Source organism: Cytophagia bacterium CHB2, from assembly GCA_030263535.1.
Lineage (GTDB): Bacteria > Zhuqueibacterota > Zhuqueibacteria > Zhuqueibacterales > Zhuqueibacteraceae > Coneutiohabitans.
The window spans coordinates 1-23503 of sequence record SZPB01000053.1; the positions used below are offsets into that span (position 1 = coordinate 1).

The following is a 23503-nucleotide window of genomic DNA, read 5'->3' on the forward strand; positions in this document are numbered from 1 at the left end:
GTTTCATTGAGAGAAGAAGCCAACCGACCTTTTGGAATCTGTTGGCTTTTTTGTTTAAAGAACTATCCGCAACGTTACGGGCCTTTGCACGCAACAAGCGGCCACAACTTCGCCAAGTCATTGCCGAGTCGCAAGACGGCGGCCCGGTCCTGCGCGAAACCGCCCGCGCGATCATCAATACCGCCAAATGGCGGCCGCGAGAAAACACAACCGTCCGGACGCTGCGAGCGTCCGGACGGTATTTGATACCAAAATTTCCTTTGCAATTAAATCTTCGTTCTCGTATGTAAGAACATTTCAGATCACCCACAAAATCGAGGCATTAGGACCCGACCAACAATAACAACCTCAGGAGCGTGTCATGCAGGAGCATAACGAAGCACGATTGCCGTTCTTTGTGCGACGACAGTCCGGATGGCTTTGTTTATTCAGTTTAGCGGTTGGATTGATCGCGGGATTTTCATTCACGCCATTTTTTCAAAACCAACTATCGGCAGTAAGCACGCCGTTGGCCGCATCTCTCATTTCTCCGAAGTTCATCACTTCACACCAAAATGCGCCCCCTTCCACCTTTGTGCAAACCGCCGAGCGTATTTTGCCCTCTGTCGTGGCGGTTTCATGCTTGCGCGTTTTTTCGGCGCGCGATCTGAACCGCTACCGCGAGGCAAAACCGCGCGACCGCTCGCGCGAACCGGAGGCCCCGCTGCAAACACCGGAGTTGCAACAACGCAGCGCTGGCTCGGGCATCATCATCTCGCCGGAAGGCCATATTCTGACGAATACGCATGTGGTCGATTTCGCCGACAAGATCACTGTAACCCTGCAGGACCGGCGCACCTTCCCGGCAAAAATTGTCGGCCTTGATCCGCTTTCGGAAATCGCGGTGATCAAGATCGAGGCGCAGCCTCTCACGCCGGCGGCCATCGGTGATTCACGCACAAGCAATATCGGCGAATGGGTGTTGGCGGTGGGCAATCCACTGGAATTGCGGTTCACGGTGACGGCCGGCATCATCAGCGCCAAGGGCCGGCAGATCAACGTGATTCAAGAGAGCTTCGGCGTGGAGCATTTCATTCAAACCGATGCCGCGATCAACCCCGGCAACAGCGGCGGCGGGCTGTTCAATCTCAAAGGCGAAGTCATCGGCGTCATCACGGCCATTGCCACGGAAACCGGCTACGATGTGGGCCTGGGCTTTGCCGTGCCGGTCAATCTTGCGCATCGCATCGCCGTGGACTTGATGCGCTACGGCAAAGTCGAACGCGGTTATCTCGGCGTTGCCATGCGCAATGTGAGGGAGCTGGAAGCGCGCGCGTTGGGGCTCGCTAGCCCGGCCGGTGTGTTCGTAGATGATATTTACGAAGACAGTCCGGCGCACAGGGGCGGATTGCAGCCGATGGATGTGATTTTGAGCATCGACGGTATTGCTGTTTCACAAACCAATGATGTGCAGGCCCTGGTGGCAAGCAAGAAACCCGGCGCGCTGGTTACGTTGAGAATCTTTCGCAACCAGCGTGAGTTGACGCACCGTCTCGTGCTCGGTGAGCTGCCGTTGGCAAGCGAGCCACTGTTGCCGCCCGCAGCGCAAGCGCATTTCAAGGATTTGGGCATAAGCGTGGCCAACCTCACTGAGGCAGATTTGCTGACATTGAGAAGAGGGCGCAGCGGTGTGAAAGTGACGGCGGTCGAACGTTTTAGTCCGGCTGAGGAGGCGGGATTGCTGGCAAACGATATCATACTCGCCCTCAATCGTCTGCCAGTGCGCAGACGCGATGATTTCAGCAGACTTTTACACAATCTAAAAGCGGGCGAGGCCGTGATTTTAGCCGTGATGCGCGAGGAGGCGCTTTATCATTTATTTTTGGAGGTTCTGTAATGCGGTGTTTGTTACGGTCACGCGGTGAAGAGTTTATACCGATTTTGGGACAAGATGGAAATCGAAGCCCGTCAAGCAGCCTTAAACTCCGCCCACAAAAATGAAAATCCCACCAAAATAAAAAAGCCTTTTGGATGGGATTACAATCCTGTGGGCAAAAACTTTCAGAAATTTATTCTGAAATCGAAAAGTTAATCGCCGGCCTTGATTTGCAGACCGGCGGTATTTTGTCGAGTCATGAAAAGGTTAAGCGGTGATGCCCGGCGTCATGAATCACTTCGTGCGATAGAAAAAGGCTCAGCCAGAATGATCCAGCAGCAGAACTATTCCCAATCATCCTGCCCGAAATTCCTCAGAAGGCGCGATTCAAGCGGAATGTAACCACGAGATCATCATGGCCGCGGTCGGTGCGCTTGGCGAAATTCAAGCGCACTCGGCCGTCGTTGTCCGTAATCGCTATGCCCACATCGGTTTTGAGCCGGTTCCAGTCAAAATCTTTAAAATTGGCCAGAGCTGCGCCTTCATCAACCTCCCAGATCATCCCGGAATCCACAAATAAAATCAAATTGAATTCGCTGAGAATGGGAATATCGTGCAAGCGGCTGCGGCCCGCGTTCATGCGGTATTCGAGATTGCCCAGCAGCATGCGATTGCCGGTGAATTCTTTGAAGCGATAGCCCTGCAGCGTTGAAAGACCGCCGGCATCGAAGAAAAATTGCGCCGGCAACACGCCGCTGCTCGAACCGGCGCGCAGCCGGAGGTCGAGATTTTTGCCGTAGCCTATCGGGATATAACGCCGTACATCGATGATCATACGATCATAGTCAAAGTCGCTGTCAAAATCGGGGCGGCTCACCTCCGCCATCGCATTCAAGAGCCAGCCGCGCCGCGGTGAACGCTTGTGATCGCGGCTGTCCCAGCCGAATTCTGTAAAATAACTCACCAACTTGCCTTCATCAATCGTGGGATTCTGGCGGAATTTCTTCTTGCCGCCAAATAGCGACCACACGGCGCGATTCTCGAGCGTGAGCAAATCATCGCGGCGATATCCGGCGGTGAGTTTGAAATCGTTGCCGAAGTTTTGACTGCCGAAGATGCTGAAACCTTTGCGGCGATAGTAATCTTGAAAATCTTCTTTGATGAAAAGCGCGGCTGCGGTATTCTCGTCTCGTGGAATGATCCAGCCGTCTTCCGTGTCCGTGAAATCGTGCGTCTCCGCGCCCAGCGCCGTGCGAAATTCCCTGCCGATATAAAACTCTGCCCCGCCTTGATATTGCCAGCGCTTGGCCTTAAAGCCGTAGCCGCCGAAGCCGAACATGCCGACATTCGTGAAGCCGCGATATTTACGCGGCAAGCTGCCGCCGAGATAAAACCCGTCTACGCGATTGTAGTGGGCATCAACATCGAAAGACGAGGCCAGGCGGCGTTGCTGGCGTTTCCAATTTCGTTCCCAATCCCAACCCCTGTCTCTGGTGCGGCGCGCGCGCGAATAGTGGCGCGACTCCGGCGAGGTTTCCACTTGATCGCCGCCAATGCGGCTGCCCTCGAAACGCTTCACGCGCCCGGAAACAGCCACCACATCACCGTCAACGACGGCGGTGGACGTCAAGGTGATATTGCCGCACACGACCAACACGGTGCCGGCCACGCGCCCGGAAATCACCACATCGCCGCCGGCCACCACCAGATTGCCGGAGAGGCTGTCATGCAGCGCCAACTCAAAATCGCCAAACCGCCGCGTGAGATTCGTGCGATCATCCAAATAATCGCGCTCCGCCTGACGAACCAGTTCGCCGTCGCAATCAGTCGTATCGTGCGCGGCGACAGTCATCGTCAAGGGCGCAGCCGGGCCGGCTGCTGCAGCTTGCGGCGAAAGCAACAGCCAGAACAGCATCAGTAACGAAAAAATCACCAGCACCAAAAACACAAGCTGTTTGATTTGCATGCGTGTATCAATGTTTTTCATGTCATTGTTCTCCCTCGAAAAACAATTATTTGTTTTCTGTACACTCAAACAAGCAGCGTGCCAATAAAATCATTCCTAGTTTGATCTCTTCAAGATTTTGATATTATTGATTTTTTGTCGATGCGATGCGAGCAGGAGGAAATCAACAGGGGAGTTATCGGAGAGTGTCAAGCATACACAAAACTTTGCGATTGTAGCAAAATGCCACGTGCTTCGTCATTACAGATTATATTGGTTTTCTGAGCTATGCAATAAGCTTCTTTTAAAAATCCATGTCAAGCCGTGGAAATCTGCGACTCACCAAAATACCTGCTTCCGTGTTGAACTTTCCATGCGAAGCACGGCTCAAAAGCTATTCAACAAACTCACATGAACCTTACCGTTGAGCAGATCATCGCCTTCGCCGAGGCCGTAATCAACGCCGACAATACCAAGCGGTGTGTCCAAACGAACACCCAAACCAAAAGATCGCTTTATCTCATCAATCGCCGTTAAAGCGGCAGCAGTGCTGTTCGCCGGCTCTTCACGAAAATAGTAGCCCAAATCTAAAAACACAAAGGCTCGTGATTGGCGCGAAAGCAGGTAGCGATATTCGAAATTACTCCACGCCACACGCGAGCCGCGAAATTGTTCCTCGCGATAGCCGCGCAGCGTGGTTGCGCCGCCGAAGCGGATTTGGTCGGTAATCGAAACCAACGGCTCGCCCGTCGTAACTTCGCGGCCGTGAATCGCAACACTCAACACTTGCGGCCATTTCACCGGCAACAGCCACTCGAAATCCACCAGGATTTTTTTGCGCGAGAAGGACTGCGCCGCGGCCTCCGCCGTTGGGCCATAACGCTTGCGCCCGGTTTCAAGCGAGGTGGAGTAAAAGACACCGGCAGTTGGGTTGATCAAATCGTCGCGCGAGTCATAGCGCAGGCCGGCAACCACGCTGGCAACGCGGCTCTCCGGCAAACCCAGTTGCAGCGCGGCCAGCGAATCCGGTGAAACGCTTTCGGTCAGCAACTGGCCAAAGAGCGTGAAACGCCTGCCCGCGGGAAGCTCGGCCAGCACATCCCAGCGCCGTTCGACATACGAAGTGTCCTGCACAAGTTGTTGAAATCCACCGGAAACATGCAACGGCCAGCCCGCCAGCCACGGCTCGCGATAGCGCAACGCGAGTTCCTGCGTGTCGCGGCTGCGCTTTTCCCAGCGCGCATTCACCAGGCGGCCGGTGCCAAGCAGATTGCCGAATTTCAAATCGAGCAAGCCGGTGAGATAACCCTTTTCATTGCCGCTGCCGGGATTGTAGCCGGCCACGCCGTTGAGAAAGTTGCTGTTGCCTTCGACAACTGCGAGGTCAAGAAGATAGCGTCCCCGGTTATCAACGTGCAATTGCGGCGGAGACACGGATTTCAAAAACCCCAAACGCAGCAAGCGGTCGGGGATGCTTTCGACCTCATCGAGATTGAATTTGTCGCCCGGCATAACCGGCAGCTCGCGCAGCAGCACGTTGGCTTTGGTAATTTTATTGCCGCGAATCAAAATCGAATCGAGTCGCACAGTCGGGCCGGGCTCTAGCTTGAGATGTAACAACGCCAGCCGCGAATTTTTGTTCGAGTCTTCCTGCACCGTCACCGAATCCACGGTGAAGAAAGCAAGTGGATGGCCCTCGCGCGCCAGGCCGGTAAGAACGTTGTTGAGGCGCGCCAGCCAGGCGGTTTCATCATGCGCGCCGCGCAGCTCGCGTTGCCAGTCTTGTTGTGGTATGCTGCTGTCGCTCAGGCTGATTTGGGTAGTGAGATCGAATTCCGGGCCGGAATTCAGATAGAAATGAATTACATCCGCGTTATTTTTGGCTGTTTTTATTGAGATGGCGCTATCGATCCGGGCAAAGTAAAAGCGCTTTTGGCGGAGATTCTCGAGGGCCTGCCGGGCTGCGGTTTCCAGCTCGGCGCGGGTTTTTGCGGTTTTTATGTTCACGCCGGCCGACGCTGCGCTGACCATCTTGCCGTTGCGCACAAAGATCAAGGCGTTCCCTGCGCTGTCAGGTTTTGTTTGAGGAAAGCCGTCGCTGAGGAGGAAAAAAGACAAAATGAGAAGGGCGGGCAACTTAATTTTAATGAGGAGAGTGGACAACTTCGACCTCGAAACGCTAAAATTTAATTCGGTGCATCACGTCGTCAAAAAAGCAATTGACTCCACGTCGAGAAGTTACTATCTTTTTCACACAAATCAAAACATCGAGAGGACTTTATGGCTTCACGAAATCTGAGCGAGCGCATAACGCTCAACCCGAAGGTATTGCTGGGGAAACCGACTATTCGAGGGCTGCGCATCAGTGTAGAACAGATTTTGCATGCGCTGGCAGCCGGCGTTCCTGCGGAAGATCTTTTGCAAGATTACCCCGAACTGGAGGCCGACGATATCCGCGCGGCGCTTGGTTATGCCGCCTCGGTTATTTCGGAAGAGCGAGTTTATGATCTTAAAGCGGCATAATGATGAACCTCAAGGTCATTATGGATGTCGGCGTCGGCAAGCTTTCGGAAGATTGGTTGTCGCAACAAGGTCATGACGTGCTTGCCACGCGCAATATTAATCCCCGAATGGGTGACGATGAAATTTTAGAGATCGCAGCTAGAGAAGGGCGCTTGGTCATTACAATGGACAAAGACTTCGGGGAATTGGTTTACCGGCACAAAGCCGCCAATGCCGGCGTTCTTTTGCTGCGCCTGGACGATGCAACCAGCCTCGAAAAAGTTCAAATCATCTCTCAAATATTCTCTGAACACGAGGATAAGCTGTTTGGCAGTTTCAGTGTTTACAAAAATGGACGGCTGCGAATTCACCCACAATAAGACTGTTGTCTCGCCTCAATACCTTTTTCACGCAAATCAAGGAGATTGATCATGACAACCGCCACCCTCAAAGAAGCGACGGAGAAATTGGGCGTCTCGCTCGATGATATGGTTCATTATCAGGCGCGCGGCAATCGCGCGATCATCGAGATTGATCTGAAGATGCCTGCGCCCGACAATGCCGATCATCTCGAATCGCCGCAACCTCAAGGCACGTTGACGCCGGAAGAGGAGTTTCGGCAGAAGTATCCTGATATTAAAATTGAATCCGAGTTTTTCAAATTGGTGGGCAGTATGGCCGCGCCGGAAGGTGTTTCGGACAAAGACCTGCTCATTGACGCGTTGGAGGCGAAATACGGCAAATGAAAGTCCATGTCGATATCAACGTGTTCATGGATGTTTTAACGCAACGCGCCGGCTGGGTGGAAAGTGTCGCTGCCCTCAAAAGCTTGAAACCTCGGGCATCAGCGGTTTCACCTCGGCCTTGACGATAGCCATTATCTATTTTCAACGGCTTCGCAAATTTGGGGAATTACAGGCTCGAACCGATGCCAAGTTTGTTACGAGAGACTTTGAAATCATTCCTTTAACGCGCTCAATAATTTTTGAAGCGCTTGATTCTTCCATGCCGGGTTTTGAAGACAATATTCAATTCTTTTCCGCCAAATTAATGCAGGTTGACTACCTCATCACCCGCAACAAAGAACACTTCGCGCAGCAAGAAATCCCCGTCGTCACGCCTGAAGAGTTTCTTCACCTCATTGGCATTCTGAAGTAATTTCGCTTACCCTGGCTGCCGCGAAAAGGCCACCGTCCGGGCGGTTGCTAATAAGCGCATATGCTGTTTATTGAGTTTATGCACACTTCAAGAAAAACCGCCCGGACGGTTTCTCAATTCTGGTCACACACTAAAATGTTTGGGGACGATGTTCGACGGGCTACTTACCGTCCCCAAACGGTTTGATTGTTCGTCCCACCCCAAAGGGGGGGGGGACCGGTTCGGACTCTGGACGGTGGCATGCGCGCTTCAACCGTTCGTGAACGGTTGAACTCAGGCATTCTGATAGGGCTATAAACCCGCTACTGTTTCCTTGAGCGCGACACCAGACGGAAGCCTATGAAATCGTAGGTACGGTCTCCTGGATCCAGATTAAAGCCACGATGAGCACAACGAACCGATGTTGGCAGACTACGAAAGCTACCCCCCCTTGCGTTTTTGTACTTCCCTGTTGAAGGACCAAATGGATTCTCAATGGTTTCTTCGGCGATACCAGTCGATGGAAATCTATCATACCAATTCTGGCACCACTCCAGAACATTGCCGAGCATATTTGCCAGGCCTAATGGATTCAAATTCTCCTTACTGCTTCGGCTATTGATTTCGTTAACTGCGTGTGGATATAAACGACTGTTTTCGCCAAACCAAGCATAATTTGGCAATTCTTCAATCGAATTGCCAAAGAAGTATTGGGTTCTTTGTGCATACTTTCCACCGCGCGCGGCGTACTCCCATTCCGCTTCAGTGGGCAAACTGCAATCAAGCCACAAGGCAAAATAATAAGCTTCATACCATGTGTTACCAATAGCAGGATTGCTTTCGCCGCCGTAGGTGGGAAATTTCTGTCCGAATGGAAAAGTGGAAAGCAAACGGTTGGTTACCGGATGCTTGGCCATCCGAAAGTCATCCACTTTGACACGATGTGCCGGTTTTTCATTATCCTCCTGTTCATCATCCCCCATCCAAAACTCGCCGCCTTTCACTTCGATCCATTCAAAATGGTTTGCCGGATCAGCGAGAAATTTTTGCTGGCGCTCGGCGGCGTGTTCGAGATCAAACAACTCGTAAATCAACCCGCCGGGTTGCAGCGGTTGCATGTCCAACGTCTCTAACAATTCTTGCGCGTGGTAGATCACTTCACAATTGCGCTCTTCGCATTTGATCAACAAAATATCCAACGTTTCGCGCACCAAATTTGACTGCGCAGTTACCCCAATCAAATGTAACGATTGTTCGAGACTATCGATGAGTAGCAGTTTGTTCTGATTACCTTCTTCTTGTTCAATATATGGCTTGAGCAATTCTGCTGTTGGCGTTTTTACTTCGGTGGTTACGCGCAGAGCCAAGGGGCGGTTGCTCTTCCATAACCCATGGACCAATTTGGCAATTGCAGTGTCGTTTTGCAGCAATCCAGCGTAAAGTCTAATCACTTCTTCCCAATCGGGATTGGCGGCATGGCGGATAACGAAGTCTGGAGTCTTGTCAAGCAACGCTCGCGCGGTGAAATATTCCACAGCGAGCGATGCACGAAGGTAAAGCCTTCTTTGGCGCGCTGAATCAGGCCGGTCTGGCGCTCCAGGCGGTTGAGAAAATCTTCCGGGCGGCCCAGCGTCTCCGCGGAAAGCGCGGCCCGGCCCATGACATTCACGTGGTCCACCGGAAAATCATCTTCTTTCCACAGAAAAAAACGCAGGGAGACATCTTTTAGAATCTCGAGGGTATGCTGGTAATTGCTTTTGGCGGAGGCGCTGCTTTCGGGATCATAAGCGCGCTGCAGCAAATATTGGATGCACTTTTCATAAAGATCGCTGCGGCGCTCGAGCAGAGCCGCGTCCCCGCCTTGCTCGAAGGTGAAGCAAATCATGCTGAGCAAAAATGGGTTGGCTGCCAAATCGCGAATGCGTGGCCGCTGCGCCAGGCTCTGCTCCAGCGCGGCGATTTTCTCCGGCTCGCCGGCAAACCATTTTTCCACATAAGATCGAATCATCTCCGGCGCCAACGGCAGCACGTCGAGGCGGCGGAATTTGGTAAAGTCATCTGGCCGCACCGCAATTGGGCGACTGGCCGCGATGATTTTGGCGCGCGGATAGTTGCGCGCCAGCTTCTCCAATTCGGCGGCAATGCGATTGCCGGTCTCTGCATGCTCGATTTCATCGAGGCCGTCAAAGAGCAAGACCATGTTCTTTTCAAGAAACCGTTCTTTGGCGCAGAGCGCTGCGAAAATCTCGGGACTGTCGCTGTCTTCGTTGAGCTGCTGCTGCACAAAATCTTCCAGCGTGGCTTCGCTCAAAGCGAGCGCTTTGCAGCGCAGGTAAACGGGAATGCAATCGCTATCCGCGCCGGCGAAACGATGCGCCATATAGCGCAGCAACGTGGTTTTGCCGCTGCCGGGCAGTCCGCGCAGCAAGAAGTGCCGCGGCGGGCCGTCGCGGAAGAGCACATCGTCAATATCGAGCGGCGTGGCCGGCGGACTGTTTTCATCCTGCCAATCCAGCAAATGCAACGGCACGAAGCCGTGTTCGATATCCGCCATGTCGACCGTGTCCTGTAAACTTCGCGCAGACAACTTGTCTGCCGCAGTCTGGAAGTCTGAGCGACGCTTGCGTTTTTCACCGAAGAGATGGATGGTCGAGAATTTCTGCTGCAAGTTCCGGCGGTGACTGCGGAGCAATTCCTGCACGCGGTTTGCCGAGCTGGACGGTGTTGGTTCGCCGGCAGTGGGATGAACGTGATCAAGAATGTAATGCGTCAAATGCTGGCGCACTTTGCGCTCGAAATCAGCAGTGTCGTCAAACGTCCAAAACAGACCCAGTGGCGAAATATCTTGCTTGAACTCGAGTACGGCAGCGTATTGCCGCAGTTCTTCCGGCGTTTTGAGCCGACGATCGGCTTCTTTGAAATAGATCATGATCCACGGCCGGCCGCTAGCTTGTCGCGCTTTGATCGCGGTTCTGATCTCATGCTCCGCGCCGGATAAAGCGCCCTTCGCCGGTGTGCCAAACCGTTTCCAAAAGATCGCGAGCAAAATATCGCAATCTTCAATTTTCAAGATCGGATCAATGACGCCCTGCGGGCCTTCGGGATGAAAACCAGGATAGGTGTCGGTCTGCCAGTGGGTCAATTCGAGAGTGACTTTGCGTTCGTGCGCCACGCCGCGATTCAATTCGGCGATGACGCTCTCCATCACGCGGCATTCGTCAGCAACGTCGCTGGGAGAGGATAAAACGATGCGGAGAGTTCGTTTGGTTTGCATCGGGCAATGCGGTCATTTTCTCTACGCTACGAAAAATGAATAAATCGGTATGGCCAATTGTAAAGAAGCTCAGGATGCAGGAGGAGAAAGCTTCTCAATGATTCTTGTATCCGTCTATGCCGCCACTCCCAGCTTAAAGACCGGCACATGCAGCATTTCAGCCGGGCGGAGTTTTTGCAAATTTTCAAGATTCAACACGTGTTCGACCTGATCCAACGTTCTCTCCAGCATGTATTCATGCCCATTCACTCGGCAACGCAATGCCGGTACATCACGGATCATGACGAGGCGGCCATCTTGCATGGCGACAAATTGAATGAAAACTTCATCCACTTCATGGTGGCACCGAGGGCACCGAGCTGGCCGGTCGGCAAGGAAAATCAATTTGGGATGGAGAAGATTCCGATGCGGTTCGAGTTGGAATTCGGCCTTTTCCATATCATCCCAGTAGTCCGCCGTGCTGTGAGTTTCCCAAAACTCAACTTCATCGTCTACGGTTTCAAATTGAGGGACTTCTGCCATTTGAAAGATTTGATGATCACTTTTTAAACCCTCGCCGATGTATTGCTCAACAACCCTGAGCCTGTGTGATCAAATATAAAACAAATTCCCAGCGATGCAACTGCTGTTTTCTATGCTCAAAAAAACGCGCGCATCTCCACTTTGCCGAGATGCAAGGTCTGCGGGCGGTCCGGTTCGCGGCGGCCGAGATAGGTGGCGGAAAAATTCACGTTGCTGCTCACGCGATATTCCACCGAAAAATTCCAGCGCCAGGTTGTGCCCTCACGATTGCCTTTCGCAAGTTCATAAGGCAACACTTGCCCGGCGGGTTCGGCGCTGACGCTTACCCATTCGATTTCGCCTTGCATACGGCCCTTGCCGCGCAACGCGTAGGCCACGCGCGGCCGCAGGAACAACGCCTGCGCGCGCAGACTCGGGCGATCTGCCGTTTCATGCAAATCACGGTCAAATGCCGCGCCGGCGCGATTCGCCACTTCCAAAGCCGGGCGCGGGCGATAGGACAATTCGATTTCTGCTTGCTTACTTCGCACCAGACGATCGTTGCGTCCGGCGCTGTCGAATACGCGATCTTCACGATTGAGCTTCAGCTCGGTTTGACTCGTCACTTTCGGTGAAAGCGCCCAAGTGAGGCGCAATTCATGTTGCATCTGCGTGCGGCGCAGGCCTTCATCCAAAAATTGATTATTGCGCTCGCGCAAGGCCGTCAAGCGATAACGCACCGACTGCTCGCGCCGGTTTTCCCACAAATAAATTTCCTGTTGCAGGCTCTGCGTTCCGAAGATCGTCAACGAGTCATCCAAAAAATGCGAGAGGTTCAAGCGATAACTTTCCCAAACCTCGGGGTATTTGGTCTTCTCTTCCAAACGCAAAAACGTATTCAGCGAAATTGGCGTGAGATACGATTTCCACCACGACGGGCGTGAAGGCTTGGATTCGCCGTTTTGCTGCGCCCATGGCTGCAACAGTTCTTTGAACGTCAGCCGAATGTTGCTGCGCAAGCGCACTTCTGCCACGGGAATAAATTGCTCAGTGTTCACTAAACGCAGAACATAATCGCCGAACAGGGGATCGGGAATGTATTCGTTTTGCTCGGGATCGAAGCGGTAATTGCCGCGGCCTTGTTCCACTTTGAAATAAACGCGCTGCTGCTGCGAAGCTTGCGTGTTGGTGATTTGATAATGCACATCGGCATTCAGCGCGCGTCGAAACGGCGTCAATCCGAGGCGCAAATCCGCCAGATCGCTGCGCGTTGCCGGCGTCGTCGCATCCGCAAACGTGCGCTCGCGATGTGTGACATTGAGATTCAGCGCCAGCGCTTTCCATTGTTTCAAATCCAGCCCATACGTTTGTGTACGCGAGGTGGATGCCGGTCGCAAGCCTTGCAGCGTGCGGGTATCATCGTTGCGTTCGTTGAGCGAGGCTTGCGCCGAGAGATGCCGGCTCAACGCCACGGCCATGCCGCCGGTAACGCTGCGAAAGCGGAAGCCGCCGAGTGAATCGGCGAAAATTTCTTTGCGATCTTCCGCTTCATAACCGGCGAGCGGAGTAAATCGCCCGATCTTCCAACTGGCATTGCCGCGTTGCCGCAGCCAATCGGAATCCATTGCGAGGAAGTTTTGTAGAGAATCTGCCGGCGTTTCTTCGCGGGCAATATTTTCGATGCGATAATTCAGCTCCGGCCAGCTTTTGCGCCGCAAGCTGGTGTTGATTTCCCAGCGCGAGGAGCTTTGCGAGCGGCCGCGCGACAGGCTGCCGAGACTGCCCTGCCAGCGCCAGCCGGTGACGGGGATGTAAGTCACCAGCGATTCCAGCAAATCCTCATCGCTGATTGCTGCGGAGTTGGCCAAATTCCATTTGCGATTGAATTCCACCACATCACTGCGATCGATATCGCGATAGCGCGCGTCTTTGCTGCGATACTGCAACTGCAATGCAATTTGTCCCAAGTTCGTTTTGCCGAATTGCAGCGGCCGCTGCTCGATTTGCAATGCGGTAAGCCAGGCGTGGCCTTGATTATCGCCATCATCGAGCGAAGAGTATAAATTTTGATCGAGATTACTGAGCGCCAGCTCGTTAATCAACGACACGCCGCGCCAGGGCTGCAGTAGCAGGCGATTATCAACGACGTCATGCCGCTGCGCCGGCGTTAATAAAATTACCGGTAAATAACGTCCGCGATTCTCACCCACGAATTCATAATTTCCGAAGCTGCGGAAACGATATGCGCCGCGGCCGTCGCCGACATCTGAGAACGAAACGTTGTAATTTCCGGAATCGGAACCGACATAACGGTAAAACATCACGGTTGAATCGATGCGAATGTAACTGCCGCGCGCGGGCGGTGTGACCGGCACCGCGCCGTCGCGGAACGCTAGTTGATCACCGGCTTGGCTCAGTGCAAATTGCTCGGCCTCACCGAGAGTGAAGCTCAGTGGATTGTCTTTGTTGTCGCCTTCGCGCAGCAATGTTGTTTGCCATTTCACCTTGTCCCCCAGCGCCGAGAGTGCGCCCTGCGCACTGTAGAGGCTGCGGCGAAAGCGTTCATCGGAATATTGAAAATCAATGGTAATGCGCGAGTCTGCCGTGATCAGGCGATTGCGCGTGAAGGTGATTTGGCCGTTGGCATATTCGATGACATAATCGTTGTTCTCGCCGCGCGTCATCGGTTCGCCGTCGATCCACACGCGCTCGGTTCCCGCCAAAACGATGATATCGATTTGGCCGCGATCGCCGCGCAGTTGATACGGCCCTTGATTGCCTTCAATCCCATTAAACTGGTTGGTGGTATATTGCCCTTTCGAAACCGCGCCAGAGGCAGTGAAATGGAAATTTGTGGCGCCGGCCGGCGCATTGACCGGCGAACGGCCTACGGCAAGGCGCGCGCCTTGCAACTTGCGGCTGTAGCGCGCAAACTCACTACCGTCGTAGGCAATCTCGAAATCGCCCAGCGTAGCGTTGAACGTTGGGCTTTTCAATTGCACCGAGACTTTGTCGATTTCCTGCAAGGTTTGCGTGTTGCCTTCCGGTTGAATCGGCGTGTTTTGATCGGTGAGCGCGGCGATAACTTCCACTCCGTCCGCAATCTCTCCGGCAATTTGCATGCGCAAGCCGGAATCGACGGTCAGCGCTTGATTCGTGCCGACGCTCAGGCCGCGCGTGAGGCTGCCACGCTTGACGAGATTTGCGCCCCGATTTTGCGCAAAACCACGGCGCGTCGATTGCGCTGGACTGACCAGGCTTTCCAATTCCAGTTTTGCCGCCGGCAAGCTGTCTTGTGGCAGCGGTTGAAGCTGGAACAACGACAGCCGCGTGGGCAGGCGCAGCGGCAGCACGCGGTAATTGAGGATCAAGCTGTCGCAATCTGTTCGATTCCCAAACCAGGTTATGATAGCGCGGCCGTAATCAATGTGATAATCCGTTCCGCGCGCAAAGATATATTCACCGCAACGCAGAGTTTCGGATTGGGCAATGATAAAACTGTCGGGCAAGGCGACGCGGATGGTATCGGAGGATGCGGCGAATTGGAATTGGCGCGAGGAAAGCGAGAGAAGTAAATTTTCTGAAATGTGTTCTTGCGCGATGGCCGGAGAGGCAAGAGCGAGGCTTAGAACGATTGATGTTCTATAAGCTTGAAAACCGCATCTGCGGGCATTTGTCGTTCTGTAAGAATCTTGTGAAAATTCCACCCGGCCTCCAAACTTCACAGGATTCTTGCGGAATGACAAAACAAAATATTCATACCAATAACGGCTACGGCGCGTGAGTGAACCGCACAAGGCAAACATTGCATTGCTGCTCAAACTGGATTGAACATCGAGTGACCGGCGAATGTCAGATTCCGGTGATCAAATTTTTGTAGCAATGCGCCGCGCCGTTCTCCGTTTGTCAGTTTAGTGGTTTTGTTAAAACTCGATCAGGAACAAAAAAAATCGAACGCAGATCAAAGCAGATTTTCGCTGATCTGATCTGTGACGATCCGCGGGAATCTGTGTCCCAATTGTTTTTTTAAGCAAATCCCGATCACTTTCCCAGCGTCACTTCAAAAACCTGCACGCAATATTGCGCCGCATCCAGCACATACGCTCGCGCGGTAAAAACCGGCTCCTGGCCTCGCCGGATTGCGGGAGTAAGCGCCAGCGCGACCGGCGTGCGCAGCGTTCCGTCGTTGCCGAATTCTGCAAGGAATTCGCCCGCCCGCGTGAAGCAAGCGATGCGCCGATGCCCGCGATCAGCGACGAAAATCAAATCGCGCCATTCCGCCAGACCGCAAGGCCGGTTCAGCAAGCCTTCGCCGAGTTTGCCGGTGAAGTTGCCGAAGGCATCGTAAATCATCACCACCTGGCGCACCGAATCGCTCACAAAAATGTCGCCGCGCGCCGAAATCAAAATCTTGGCCGGGCGATCAAGCCCGCCTTCGCCCCAATTGAAATCAGCAAAGCTGGCTTTGGGGTTGCCGAAAACATCGAACCGCAGGAGGCGCTTGAATTCGTGATCGGCGACAAACAATTCGCCCTGCGGCGACAGGGCAATAGCCGCAGGATAACCGAACCGCAAATTTTCTTCCAGGGATTCGTCCGAAGAATAAGAAGAGATAAAATTCAAATCTTTATCATAACGCAGCAAGCGCTGGTTGTTATAGTCTGCCACGAACACGTCGAGGCCGTTGCCCGCCCAGAGATCGACCGGGCGATCGAACTGTTCGTTGCCAAAACCGAAGCCGCCGGTTTCGCGCAGCAGCCGGCCCTGCGCATCACTTTTGATAATGCGGTGATTGCCGGTATCGGCGAGATAGAGATTGCCGTCGGGATCAAGTGCCAGCGCAGCGGGATGGGATAACGGCAACGCGCCGGCGCTGTCGGCAAGCATGCTGCCGGAAAAACGGGCGAGAAGCGTGGTCTGTGAAAAAAGAGAAAGGGGAAACCAAAGCACAACTGCAAGCGCAATAAGCAAATTCATCGTGATGTTCTTCATCTTCAGAACAGAAAGAGATTCAAACCTGCGCCCAGCAAATAGCCGCCGACGCTCGAACCTTCGAAACCGGCCCCGCCGCCCACGCTGGCCGAGGTGATTTCGACTTCCACAAAAAAACCGGCGCGTTTGACAAAGCGATAATCAAAACCGACATCGAGAAAAAAGCCATTGGCCTCGCGCTGGCCGTCTTCCTCACGAAACAGGGTGAGCGGCCCGCTCTCATCCACATTAAAAAAAGCAAACCCAAAGCCGAAAAAGCTCGTCGTCTTTGCATCGCTATAGCTGAGATAGCGTATGCCGACATTGACCCAGCGTTCCCGCCAATTCAAATTATAAACCTCGCCCGCGATCGTGGTCGGGCGCTCTCTTTCGAATTGATGATACTTGACGACAACATTGTAGGGCGCACGAATTTTGAGAGTCGCGGCGGCCCCGAGCGCCAGGCCGCTGCGGCCGTCATAAATTCTGGAGAAATCGTCATGATTGATGCGAAAAACCGCGGCGCTGCCGGAAAGAATCAAGCGATCGACGGGACGGTCGCTGAATTGCGCGAAGGCCAGCGAGCTGAATGCGAGCACCGCAAATGGGATAAGCCTGATCTGCACGATTTTCTCCCGGTAAAAATGAGCAACTCGAGGGCAATGCTCCTCGTGTTTTGGCGGAGGGCTTGAAGACGCCGTGAAAGTAAGCCCCTTTTTTGCAAAAGTCAATCGACTAAAGGGCGGCATTTGAAATGGGCTGTCCTTCCCTCAAACCGTTAATCAACGTTTATTCTTATGATTCACGTTGATCAGCGAGGATTGGCGGCTCAGATATAGGATGAGTCATCGGGCCGTCGCGTTTAAGATGCGTTGGACGGTTTCGTGCAAATGCCCGTTGGTCGCGAAGGCGTTGTTGCCGTGAATGGTGGCATTGCCTTCCCAATCGGTGAAGCGTCCGCCGGCCTCTTCAAGAATGGGCAGCAGCGGGCCGCAATCCCACACGGCCATGCGCGCATCGAGCATGATTTCGGCGCGGCCGGTGGCGACAAGGGCATAGCCATAAGCATCGCCCCAGGTGCGCTGCAATTGGGTGGCAGCGCAGAGCTTTTCACGCGCCGCGCTTGAGCCGAATTTATCCATGGCAAAAAAATCGGTTGAGAGCAGCGTGGCGTCGCGCAGTTCTGTCACGGCGGAGACGTGTGTACGCCGGCCATTCCAAAAGCAGCCCTGGCCGCGCAACGCCCAAATCATTTCATCCAGCGCCGGGAAATTGATGACGCCGAGCGCGACGTTCCGCTCAATTTCGTAGGCAAGCAACACGCCATAAAACGGCACGCCGCACACAAAGCTGCGTGTGCCGTCGATGGGATCGATGTACCACGTACCGTTTGCGGAGGGCGGACTCGCGCCTGCTTCTTCGCCGACAATGGCATCGTGCGGGAAATATTTTGCCAGCAGCCGCCGGATCTCCTGCTCGGCGCGTTGATCAGCAATGGTAACGGGCGAGCCATCGCTTTTGGTTTCGGTTAGGGGATGGGCTTGGTAATATTCCAGCGTGATTTTTCCGGCGCGCCAACAGGCTTCGAGCGCGGCTTCCAGGCGGGTTTGCAACTCATTAAATTTCATGATGTAATGTTTTCGAGATTGCAGCCAGCAACCTCCCCAAAATAATTACCCTCCGGCCATTGCAATTTTGCAACGAGCGGAGGGTATCCAACTTCGCACGATCATGTGCAACTGCGACGAGGAGCGAAGATTCTTAGCGGCGTTTGCGCACTGCCTTTTTCTTGGGCGCCGCTTTCTTTTTGGCCGCCGGTTTTTTCTTTGCGGCAGGTTTCTTCTTCGCCACGGCTTTCTTTTTAGCGGCCGGTTTCTTCTTCGCTACGGCTTTCTTTTTAGCCGCGGGTTTCTTCTTTGCAGCAGGCTTCTTCTTCGCCACAGCTTTCTTCTTCGCGGCGGGCTTGGGCGCGGCTTTGACCGGCGCAGGCACGGGCGCCACCACCTCTTCCACTACCTCGGCGCCCTCTTCCTCTTCTTCGTCGTCATCACCCGCTGCCCACGGGGATCCGCCAAAGGGTTCGTCGATTTCATCGCTATCCGCCGGGTTCGTTTCAGAGTCCGTCGGATCGTAACTCTCCTCGTCATCGTCGTCGGATGGGGTATAAGGCCAGTTGTCCATCGCTTCCTCCACAAAAGAGTTAGGAATTGAGTGTATCACGCGTGATTTAGGCTGCGAGCGTCTTACATGCGAGCGAAAAAATAATTGATCAATTTGCGATATGCAAGACGAATTTTACAACAGCCAAAAATAATGCGCTTTTTTTGCGGCGATAAAATGCCCATTTTACCCTTTGCTTGCGCGGCCCGGCGCGCCTGCGTGAGATTCCTGCCGGAGGTTTTTCTTCTCGACGACAGCGCGCGCGAGCTTGCCAAGCGTCCAAAACCCGCATTTTTTGCGGTTTTGCGCGTGCTTTTGCGAGAAAATGCTTGCCTTCACTGGTTTTTCTGCATATCTTTGCCCCGTACTTTTGCGGTGCTGAAAATCGCCGCGCGTGCGGCTTTCGTTTGCTGTTGTATCACTTTTCATTCACAACCTAATCGAGGAGAGAAGCGTTTATGGCTACCGCAGGTCCCATGACAAAAGGACAATTGGTGAAGCATTTCGCCGAAAAATTCGAAATGACTCGCGCCCAATCCACGGAATGGTTCCAAGAACTTGCCCGCCTGGCCGCGAAGGAAGCCAAGAAGGGATTCACGATTCCTGATATTGGCAAATTGGTGGTGGTGAAACGCAAGGCCCGCATGGGACGCAACCCGCAGACCGGCGAAGCGATCAAGATCCCTGCCAAGACCGTGCTGAAATTTCGCATTGCCAAGGCCGCGAAAGACGCCGCACTTAAATAAAACCAAGTTGGCGCTCATCCCGGTCGCAGCGATCAAGCTTCAAACAGAATTGCGACAGCCCATCCCGAAGCTTCGAGATGGGCTTTTCTTCTGCCCTTATGAAAAGGTTCGAATCCCTCAACCCATCCCGGCTCGCCGCGATGGGTTTTTGTTTTTGAGATGAACGTCTGCGATCAAAACAAGCTCGTTCCGCCGGCGGCGCGGCATGGTTTGTTTGTCGTGACCGCGTCCGCATCATAAACTCGATTTTTCAGGTTTCTCTATGATTAAACCTCTGCGCCTTGCGCTTGCACAAATTAATCCGACGGTGGGCAATCTCAACCGCAATGTGGCGCTAATTCTGCAATACATGGAAGATGCGCGCCGCCAGGGCGTCAATCTCGTCTTGTTTCCGGAACTGGCTGTCACCGGCTATCCGCCGGAAGATCTCATTTTGCGCGATGATTTCGTCAGTGCGAATATGGCAGCCATGGACAAAATCGCGCAAGCCAGCCGCGGCCTGGTTGCCGTCGTGGGCTTCGCCGAGCGCGTCGCACAGCGCGTCTACAATGCAGCCGCCGTTTGCGCGGAGGGCAGGCTCATCACCACGTATCATAAAATTTGCCTGCCCAATTATGGCGTCTTCGACGAACGCCGTTATTTTGAACCCGGCAACCGTCCGCTGGTGGTCGTCTGGGATGATCTGCGCATCGGTATCAATATTTGTGAGGACATTTGGACGGCAGATCCCATTGCGGAATTCGAGGCTTCCACGGGCGGCGCGCATTTGCTGGTCAATATTTCCGCCTCCCCCTATCATTTCCGCAAAGGTCTGGAGCGCGAGCATTTGGTTGCCACCATCGCACGGCGCTCCAAAGCTTTTTTTGCGTATGTCAACATGGTCGGCGGCCAGGACGAATTGGTGTTTGACGGGCAGGCGTTTCTGTTTGATCCGGAAGGCCGGCTGCTGCTGCGCAGCGAGCAGTTTCAAGATCATTTGATCATCACCGATGTCGGCATTGACACGGCCCTGCCTTCGCCCTCGCTCGGTTTGGAACAGCGCTACCAACTCGATGAAGCCGTGATTCCCGCGCCTTTCCCCGCGCCGCAGCCTGCTGAACATGTGCCGCCGGTTGTCGCGCGCGTGCGCGAGGAAGCCGACGAGGTTTTTTCCGCGCTGGTGCTGGGCACGCGCGATTACGTGCGCAAGAACGGCTTTAAGAAAGTCGTGCTCGGCCTGAGCGGCGGCATTGACTCTGCCTTGGTTGCGACGATCGCCGTGGCCGCGCTTGGCCCGGAAAATGTCGTCGGCGTTTTGATGCCGAGCGTGTTCACGGCCTCGCTCAGCAACGAAGATGCGCTGGCGCTGGCGCGCAATCTCGGTATTGAAACCGTCACGCTGCCGATTGGCGATCTCATGATCAGTTACGAAAAGACACTTGCGGATACCTTCAACAACCTCAAACCGGACCTCACTGAGGAAAACATTCAGGCGCGCATTCGCGGCAATTTGCTTATGGCCTTGTCGAATAAATTCAACTGGCTCGTGCTGGCCACGAGCAACAAGAGTGAAACTGCGGTGGGCTACAGCACACTCTATGGCGACATGGTGGGCGGCTTTGCGGTGATCAAAGATGTTCCCAAAACTATGGTGTATGCGTTGGCCCACTGGATCAACCAGCGCGGTTTTCCTCATCCCGTCATTCCGCAACGTACCATCGACCGGCCGCCGACCGCGGAGTTGCGCGCCAATCAAACCGACCAGGATTCGTTGCCGCCGTATGATTTGCTCGACCGCATCATCGAAGAATATGTCGAAGACGATCGCAGCGTGCCGGAAATGGTCGAGCGCGGCCTGCCCGACAACGTGGTAAAAGACGTGGTGCGGCTGATCGACCGCGCCGAATACAAACGCCAGCAGGCGGCGCCCGGCATCAAGATCAGCACGAAAAACTTCGGCAAAGACCGCCGCATGCCGATTACCAACGGCTTCCGGCCCTGCGAGCCGGTTTAGGTCGTAAGGCGTTCAAAATTAGAATAATCCCACAGCGGCGGGACTGAAAGTGTTTCGCCCACTGAAATGAAATCCCACTAAAAGGCTTTTTCTTTCTGTGGCCGTTCTGCTTCTGCGGGCGAAGTTTTCAAAGCTGCTGTTTGACAAAACAATTCAATCTTTTGGATTTCTGCTGTCTGCTTGCTTTTTGATCGAATAGATTATGGACTTGGCGTATCCACTTCATCATGGCCTCGCTTTTCATCACCAAAGATGATGTGCTGCTGTTCAAAACCCGGTTGCACGATGCTGTTGTAACCATCGGTCGCGCGCAGGAGAACACCATCCGTCTCGGCGATCTCTCGGTTTCACGCCAGCATGCACGTTTGCGCCGCGACGAGCAGGGCAATTTTTGGGTGGAAGAAGTGCGCAGCACCAACGGCATTTTTCTGAACGCCAACAAGCTCGCAGCGCCCGCGCGCTTGCAGGAGGGCGACGAGATTCAAGTGGGCGCATATGTGTTGCGCTTCGCCGAGGAGCTGGCCGCAACCACCGACCGCTTGCAAGCCTTGTTTGCGCCGGCGGAGAACACGTGTATTCGCAAGCCCGAAGAATCCACGGCCGCTGGCATTTTGGTCAATGAAGCGAACAACGCCATTTTCAATCTCACCCAGGATCGCGTCGTGTTCGGCAACGAGGGCGAGGTCGATATTCGCGTGCCCAGCGCTGCGCCGTTGCGCGCCTCGATTTTCCGGCGCGGCGATTTGTTCTACATTTGCAGCGAAACCGGCGCGCCCTGCGTGCGCGTCAACGGCATTCTCATCATGAATGCGCAATTGCAGTACAACGACGTGATCGAAATCGGCGGACGGCGGTTTATCCTGCGCGACGTCTAAAGAAATGATTTGCGCCGCACGCGCGATTCTTGTATCTTTTTCGAAAATTTAAATGCTTGCTGTCAAGCGTGTCAAGGCGCGGAAAGATTCCATGACGAAAACGAATTTGCGTTTACCTTTGCTCCTGGTTGTCTTGCTGCTGTTCGCATTTGCCGGGGCGCCGCAACAGCCTGCCAAACAAATTGCCGTGCAACGCGGCGATACTATCAGCTTTCTCGCCATACGCTATTACGGCTTTTTCAACGACTCGCTTTTGGCCGTGCTCACCCAGGCAAATCCCGATAAAAATTTGAATGCACTTAAAGCCGGCGACACAGTGCTATTTCCGCCGCGCGCGACCAGCTCGCCGAAGCCGGAATTGCTGAAGAGTGAGGCGGCCAGCGCGGTGTTGACTTACTTTGAAGGCGAGGTGAGCTATCGCCGGCCGCAACAAAATCCGGCTTTTCTACCGGCGCGCCCGAACTTGATTCTGCACAGCAGCGATGAAATCAAAACCGGCAACGCCAGCCGCGCCGAATTGGTGCTCGATAATCGCAGCGTGTTGCGCCTTGACGCCAATTCGCATTTGAAAATTGAAAACCTGAAGCGCGAAGGCGCTTATCAAGCCAAGTTTGAATTCGCTGTTGGCTCGTTGTGGACTCGCATCTCGAAACTCTTTCAGCAAAAGCCGCAAATCGACGTGGAATTTCCCACGGCCATCGCAGGTGTGCAGGGCACGACGTATCGTTCCGTGGTTGCGCCGGACAGCGCGACGACGGTGCGCGTATACGACGGCGCCGTAGAAGTGCGCGGCAGTCAGTCGCCGCCGCGTCCAACCGGACCGCCGCAGCGCATCGGCCCGCCGCAACAAGTGCCCGGGCCCTCGCAAGTTTCACTGGAAACCTGGATCAAGCTGGTGCGCGCCCAGCAAGAAATTCGCATCGCCAAAGACGGTAAGCCTTCTGATCCGGCGGCGTTTCGCGATCAAGGCGCAGAGCTTGATTGGGTGCGCTGGAATCAGCAGCGCGATCGCAATTTGGAAAGTGAATTGTGAAGTCGGATATGCGGTCAAAGCTTCCCCTCCTTGCCGGCAGCGCTTTGCTGCTGATGGCGGCGCTGCTGCATCTTCGTTTGTTTCCTCTCTCCGGGGCATTGGAATTCCTCGAACGCAAAAATCTCGATCTCATGTTTCGTTTGCGCGGCGAATTGCCGGTGGATTCGAGCATGATCATCGTGTCCATCGATGACGCCAGCCTGCAGCGCGTAGGCGCCTGGCCGTGGCCGCGGCGGCAACTCGCCGATTTGCTGCAAAAGCTTGCTGCCGCCCGGCCAAAACTGATTGTGTTGGATATCATACTGCCGGCGCGATCGGATGATCTCGACGGCGCCGCAGAGTTGGCGCATGTCATGCGCAACAGCCGCATTGGTGAGCCGATTTCGAACAGCGCCGGTGAGCGTATGTCGAGCCAGGTTGGTGAGCCTGTGTCGAACCAGGTTGGTGAGCCTGTGTCGAACCAGGTTGGTGAGCCTGTGTCGAACCAGGTTGGTGAGCCTGTGTCGAACCA

General features: G+C 54.2%; 21 protein-coding genes and 1 pseudogene. 11 read left to right on the plus strand and 11 right to left on the minus strand.

All coding sequences use genetic code 11. From position 1 onward, the window contains the following. Window positions 1-74 precede the first annotated feature (74 nt). Window positions 75-266 (minus strand): hypothetical protein, encoded by a 192-nt coding sequence (locus tag FBQ85_07590; protein MDL1875021.1) that lies wholly within the window; start codon window positions 264-266, stop codon window positions 75-77. 95 nt (window positions 267-361) lie between these two features. Between FBQ85_07590 and FBQ85_07595 the strand changes: the two genes are divergently transcribed. Further along, window positions 362-1876: a PDZ domain-containing protein gene (locus FBQ85_07595; protein MDL1875022.1), complete on the plus strand. Its 1515-nt coding sequence runs from the start codon at window positions 362-364 to the stop codon at window positions 1874-1876. A gap of 352 nt (window positions 1877-2228) precedes the next feature. Here the strand turns inward: FBQ85_07595 and FBQ85_07600 are convergent, their stop codons facing one another. Then, window positions 2229-3842 (minus strand): hypothetical protein, encoded by a 1614-nt coding sequence (locus FBQ85_07600; protein MDL1875023.1) that lies wholly within the window; start codon window positions 3840-3842, stop codon window positions 2229-2231. A gap of 345 nt (window positions 3843-4187) precedes the next feature. Then, window positions 4188-5918, minus strand: a complete 1731-nt coding sequence (locus FBQ85_07605; GenBank protein MDL1875024.1) for a hypothetical protein — start codon at window positions 5916-5918, stop codon at window positions 4188-4190. Between the two features lie 162 nt (window positions 5919-6080). Between FBQ85_07605 and FBQ85_07610 the strand changes: the two genes are divergently transcribed. The 4 genes from FBQ85_07610 (at window position 6081) to FBQ85_07625 (ending at window position 7460) form a co-directional block, all read left to right on the plus strand. Then, window positions 6081-6323, plus strand: a complete 243-nt coding sequence (locus FBQ85_07610) for a DUF433 domain-containing protein (GenBank protein MDL1875025.1) — start codon at window positions 6081-6083, stop codon at window positions 6321-6323. Continuing rightward, window positions 6323-6682: a hypothetical protein gene (locus tag FBQ85_07615; GenBank protein MDL1875026.1), complete on the plus strand. Its 360-nt coding sequence runs from the start codon at window positions 6323-6325 to the stop codon at window positions 6680-6682. Before FBQ85_07610 ends, FBQ85_07615 begins: the two co-directional genes overlap by 1 nt. A 51-nt stretch (window positions 6683-6733) precedes the next feature. Next, window positions 6734-7048 carry a hypothetical protein gene (locus FBQ85_07620; protein MDL1875027.1) on the plus strand — a complete coding sequence of 105 codons (315 nt, stop codon included), beginning with the start codon at window positions 6734-6736 and terminating at the stop codon, window positions 7046-7048. A gap of 118 nt (window positions 7049-7166) precedes the next feature. Beyond that, window positions 7167-7460, plus strand: coding sequence for a hypothetical protein (locus tag FBQ85_07625; GenBank protein ID MDL1875028.1), 294 nt, complete (start codon window positions 7167-7169; stop codon window positions 7458-7460). 302 nt (window positions 7461-7762) lie between these two features. Here the strand turns inward: FBQ85_07625 and FBQ85_07630 are convergent, their stop codons facing one another. From FBQ85_07630 to FBQ85_07665, 8 genes and pseudogenes are all read right to left on the minus strand, one after another. Continuing rightward, window positions 7763-8974, minus strand: coding sequence for a formylglycine-generating enzyme family protein (locus FBQ85_07630; protein ID MDL1875029.1), 1212 nt, complete (start codon window positions 8972-8974; stop codon window positions 7763-7765). Then, on the minus strand, window positions 8887-10713 hold the full coding sequence (locus tag FBQ85_07635) for an NACHT domain-containing protein (GenBank protein MDL1875030.1): 1827 nt from the start codon (window positions 10711-10713) through the stop codon (window positions 8887-8889). Before FBQ85_07635 ends, FBQ85_07630 begins: the two co-directional genes overlap by 88 nt. 114 nt (window positions 10714-10827) lie before the next feature. Beyond that, window positions 10828-11235 carry a hypothetical protein gene (locus FBQ85_07640; GenBank protein MDL1875031.1) on the minus strand — a complete coding sequence of 136 codons (408 nt, stop codon included), beginning with the start codon at window positions 11233-11235 and terminating at the stop codon, window positions 10828-10830. A 116-nt stretch (window positions 11236-11351) separates the two neighbouring features. After that, entirely contained in the window at window positions 11352-14723 is a 3372-nt protein-coding gene (locus tag FBQ85_07645) for a hypothetical protein (GenBank protein ID MDL1875032.1), read from the minus strand. 532 nt (window positions 14724-15255) lie between these two features. Next, complete coding sequence (locus tag FBQ85_07650) at window positions 15256-16206, minus strand: hypothetical protein (protein ID MDL1875033.1); 951 nt, start codon at window positions 16204-16206, stop codon at window positions 15256-15258. Between the two features lie 2 nt (window positions 16207-16208). Beyond that, on the minus strand, window positions 16209-16811 hold the full coding sequence (locus FBQ85_07655; protein MDL1875034.1) for a hypothetical protein: 603 nt from the start codon (window positions 16809-16811) through the stop codon (window positions 16209-16211). Window positions 16812-17030: 219 nt separating this feature from the next. Continuing rightward, window positions 17031-17813 (minus strand): histidinol phosphate phosphatase, encoded by a 783-nt coding sequence (locus FBQ85_07660; protein ID MDL1875035.1) that lies wholly within the window; start codon window positions 17811-17813, stop codon window positions 17031-17033. A 133-nt stretch (window positions 17814-17946) separates the two neighbouring features. Beyond that, window positions 17947-18135, minus strand: a pseudogene (locus tag FBQ85_07665) (hypothetical protein). Between the two features lie 387 nt (window positions 18136-18522). Between FBQ85_07665 and FBQ85_07670 the strand changes: the two are divergent. From FBQ85_07670 to FBQ85_07695, 6 genes are all read left to right on the plus strand, one after another. Then, the gene (locus tag FBQ85_07670) at window positions 18523-18825 is read left to right on the plus strand and encodes a hypothetical protein (protein MDL1875036.1); all 303 of its coding nucleotides are present in this window, start codon (window positions 18523-18525) and stop codon (window positions 18823-18825) included. Then, window positions 18804-19091: an HU family DNA-binding protein gene (locus FBQ85_07675; protein MDL1875037.1), complete on the plus strand. Its 288-nt coding sequence runs from the start codon at window positions 18804-18806 to the stop codon at window positions 19089-19091. The genes FBQ85_07670 and FBQ85_07675 overlap by 22 nt, the downstream gene beginning before the upstream one ends. Before the next feature lie 265 nt (window positions 19092-19356). After that, a complete protein-coding gene (locus FBQ85_07680; GenBank protein ID MDL1875038.1) occupies window positions 19357-21084 on the plus strand; it encodes an NAD+ synthase in 1728 nt (575 codons plus the stop codon). Window positions 21085-21311: 227 nt separating this feature from the next. Beyond that, complete coding sequence (locus FBQ85_07685) at window positions 21312-21959, plus strand: FHA domain-containing protein (GenBank protein ID MDL1875039.1); 648 nt, start codon at window positions 21312-21314, stop codon at window positions 21957-21959. 52 nt (window positions 21960-22011) lie between these two features. Further along, the gene (locus FBQ85_07690) at window positions 22012-22992 is read left to right on the plus strand and encodes a hypothetical protein (protein MDL1875040.1); all 981 of its coding nucleotides are present in this window, start codon (window positions 22012-22014) and stop codon (window positions 22990-22992) included. Between the two features lie 8 nt (window positions 22993-23000). After that, on the plus strand, window positions 23001-23503 hold a 503-nt coding region (locus FBQ85_07695), incomplete at its 3' end, for a CHASE2 domain-containing protein (GenBank protein ID MDL1875041.1).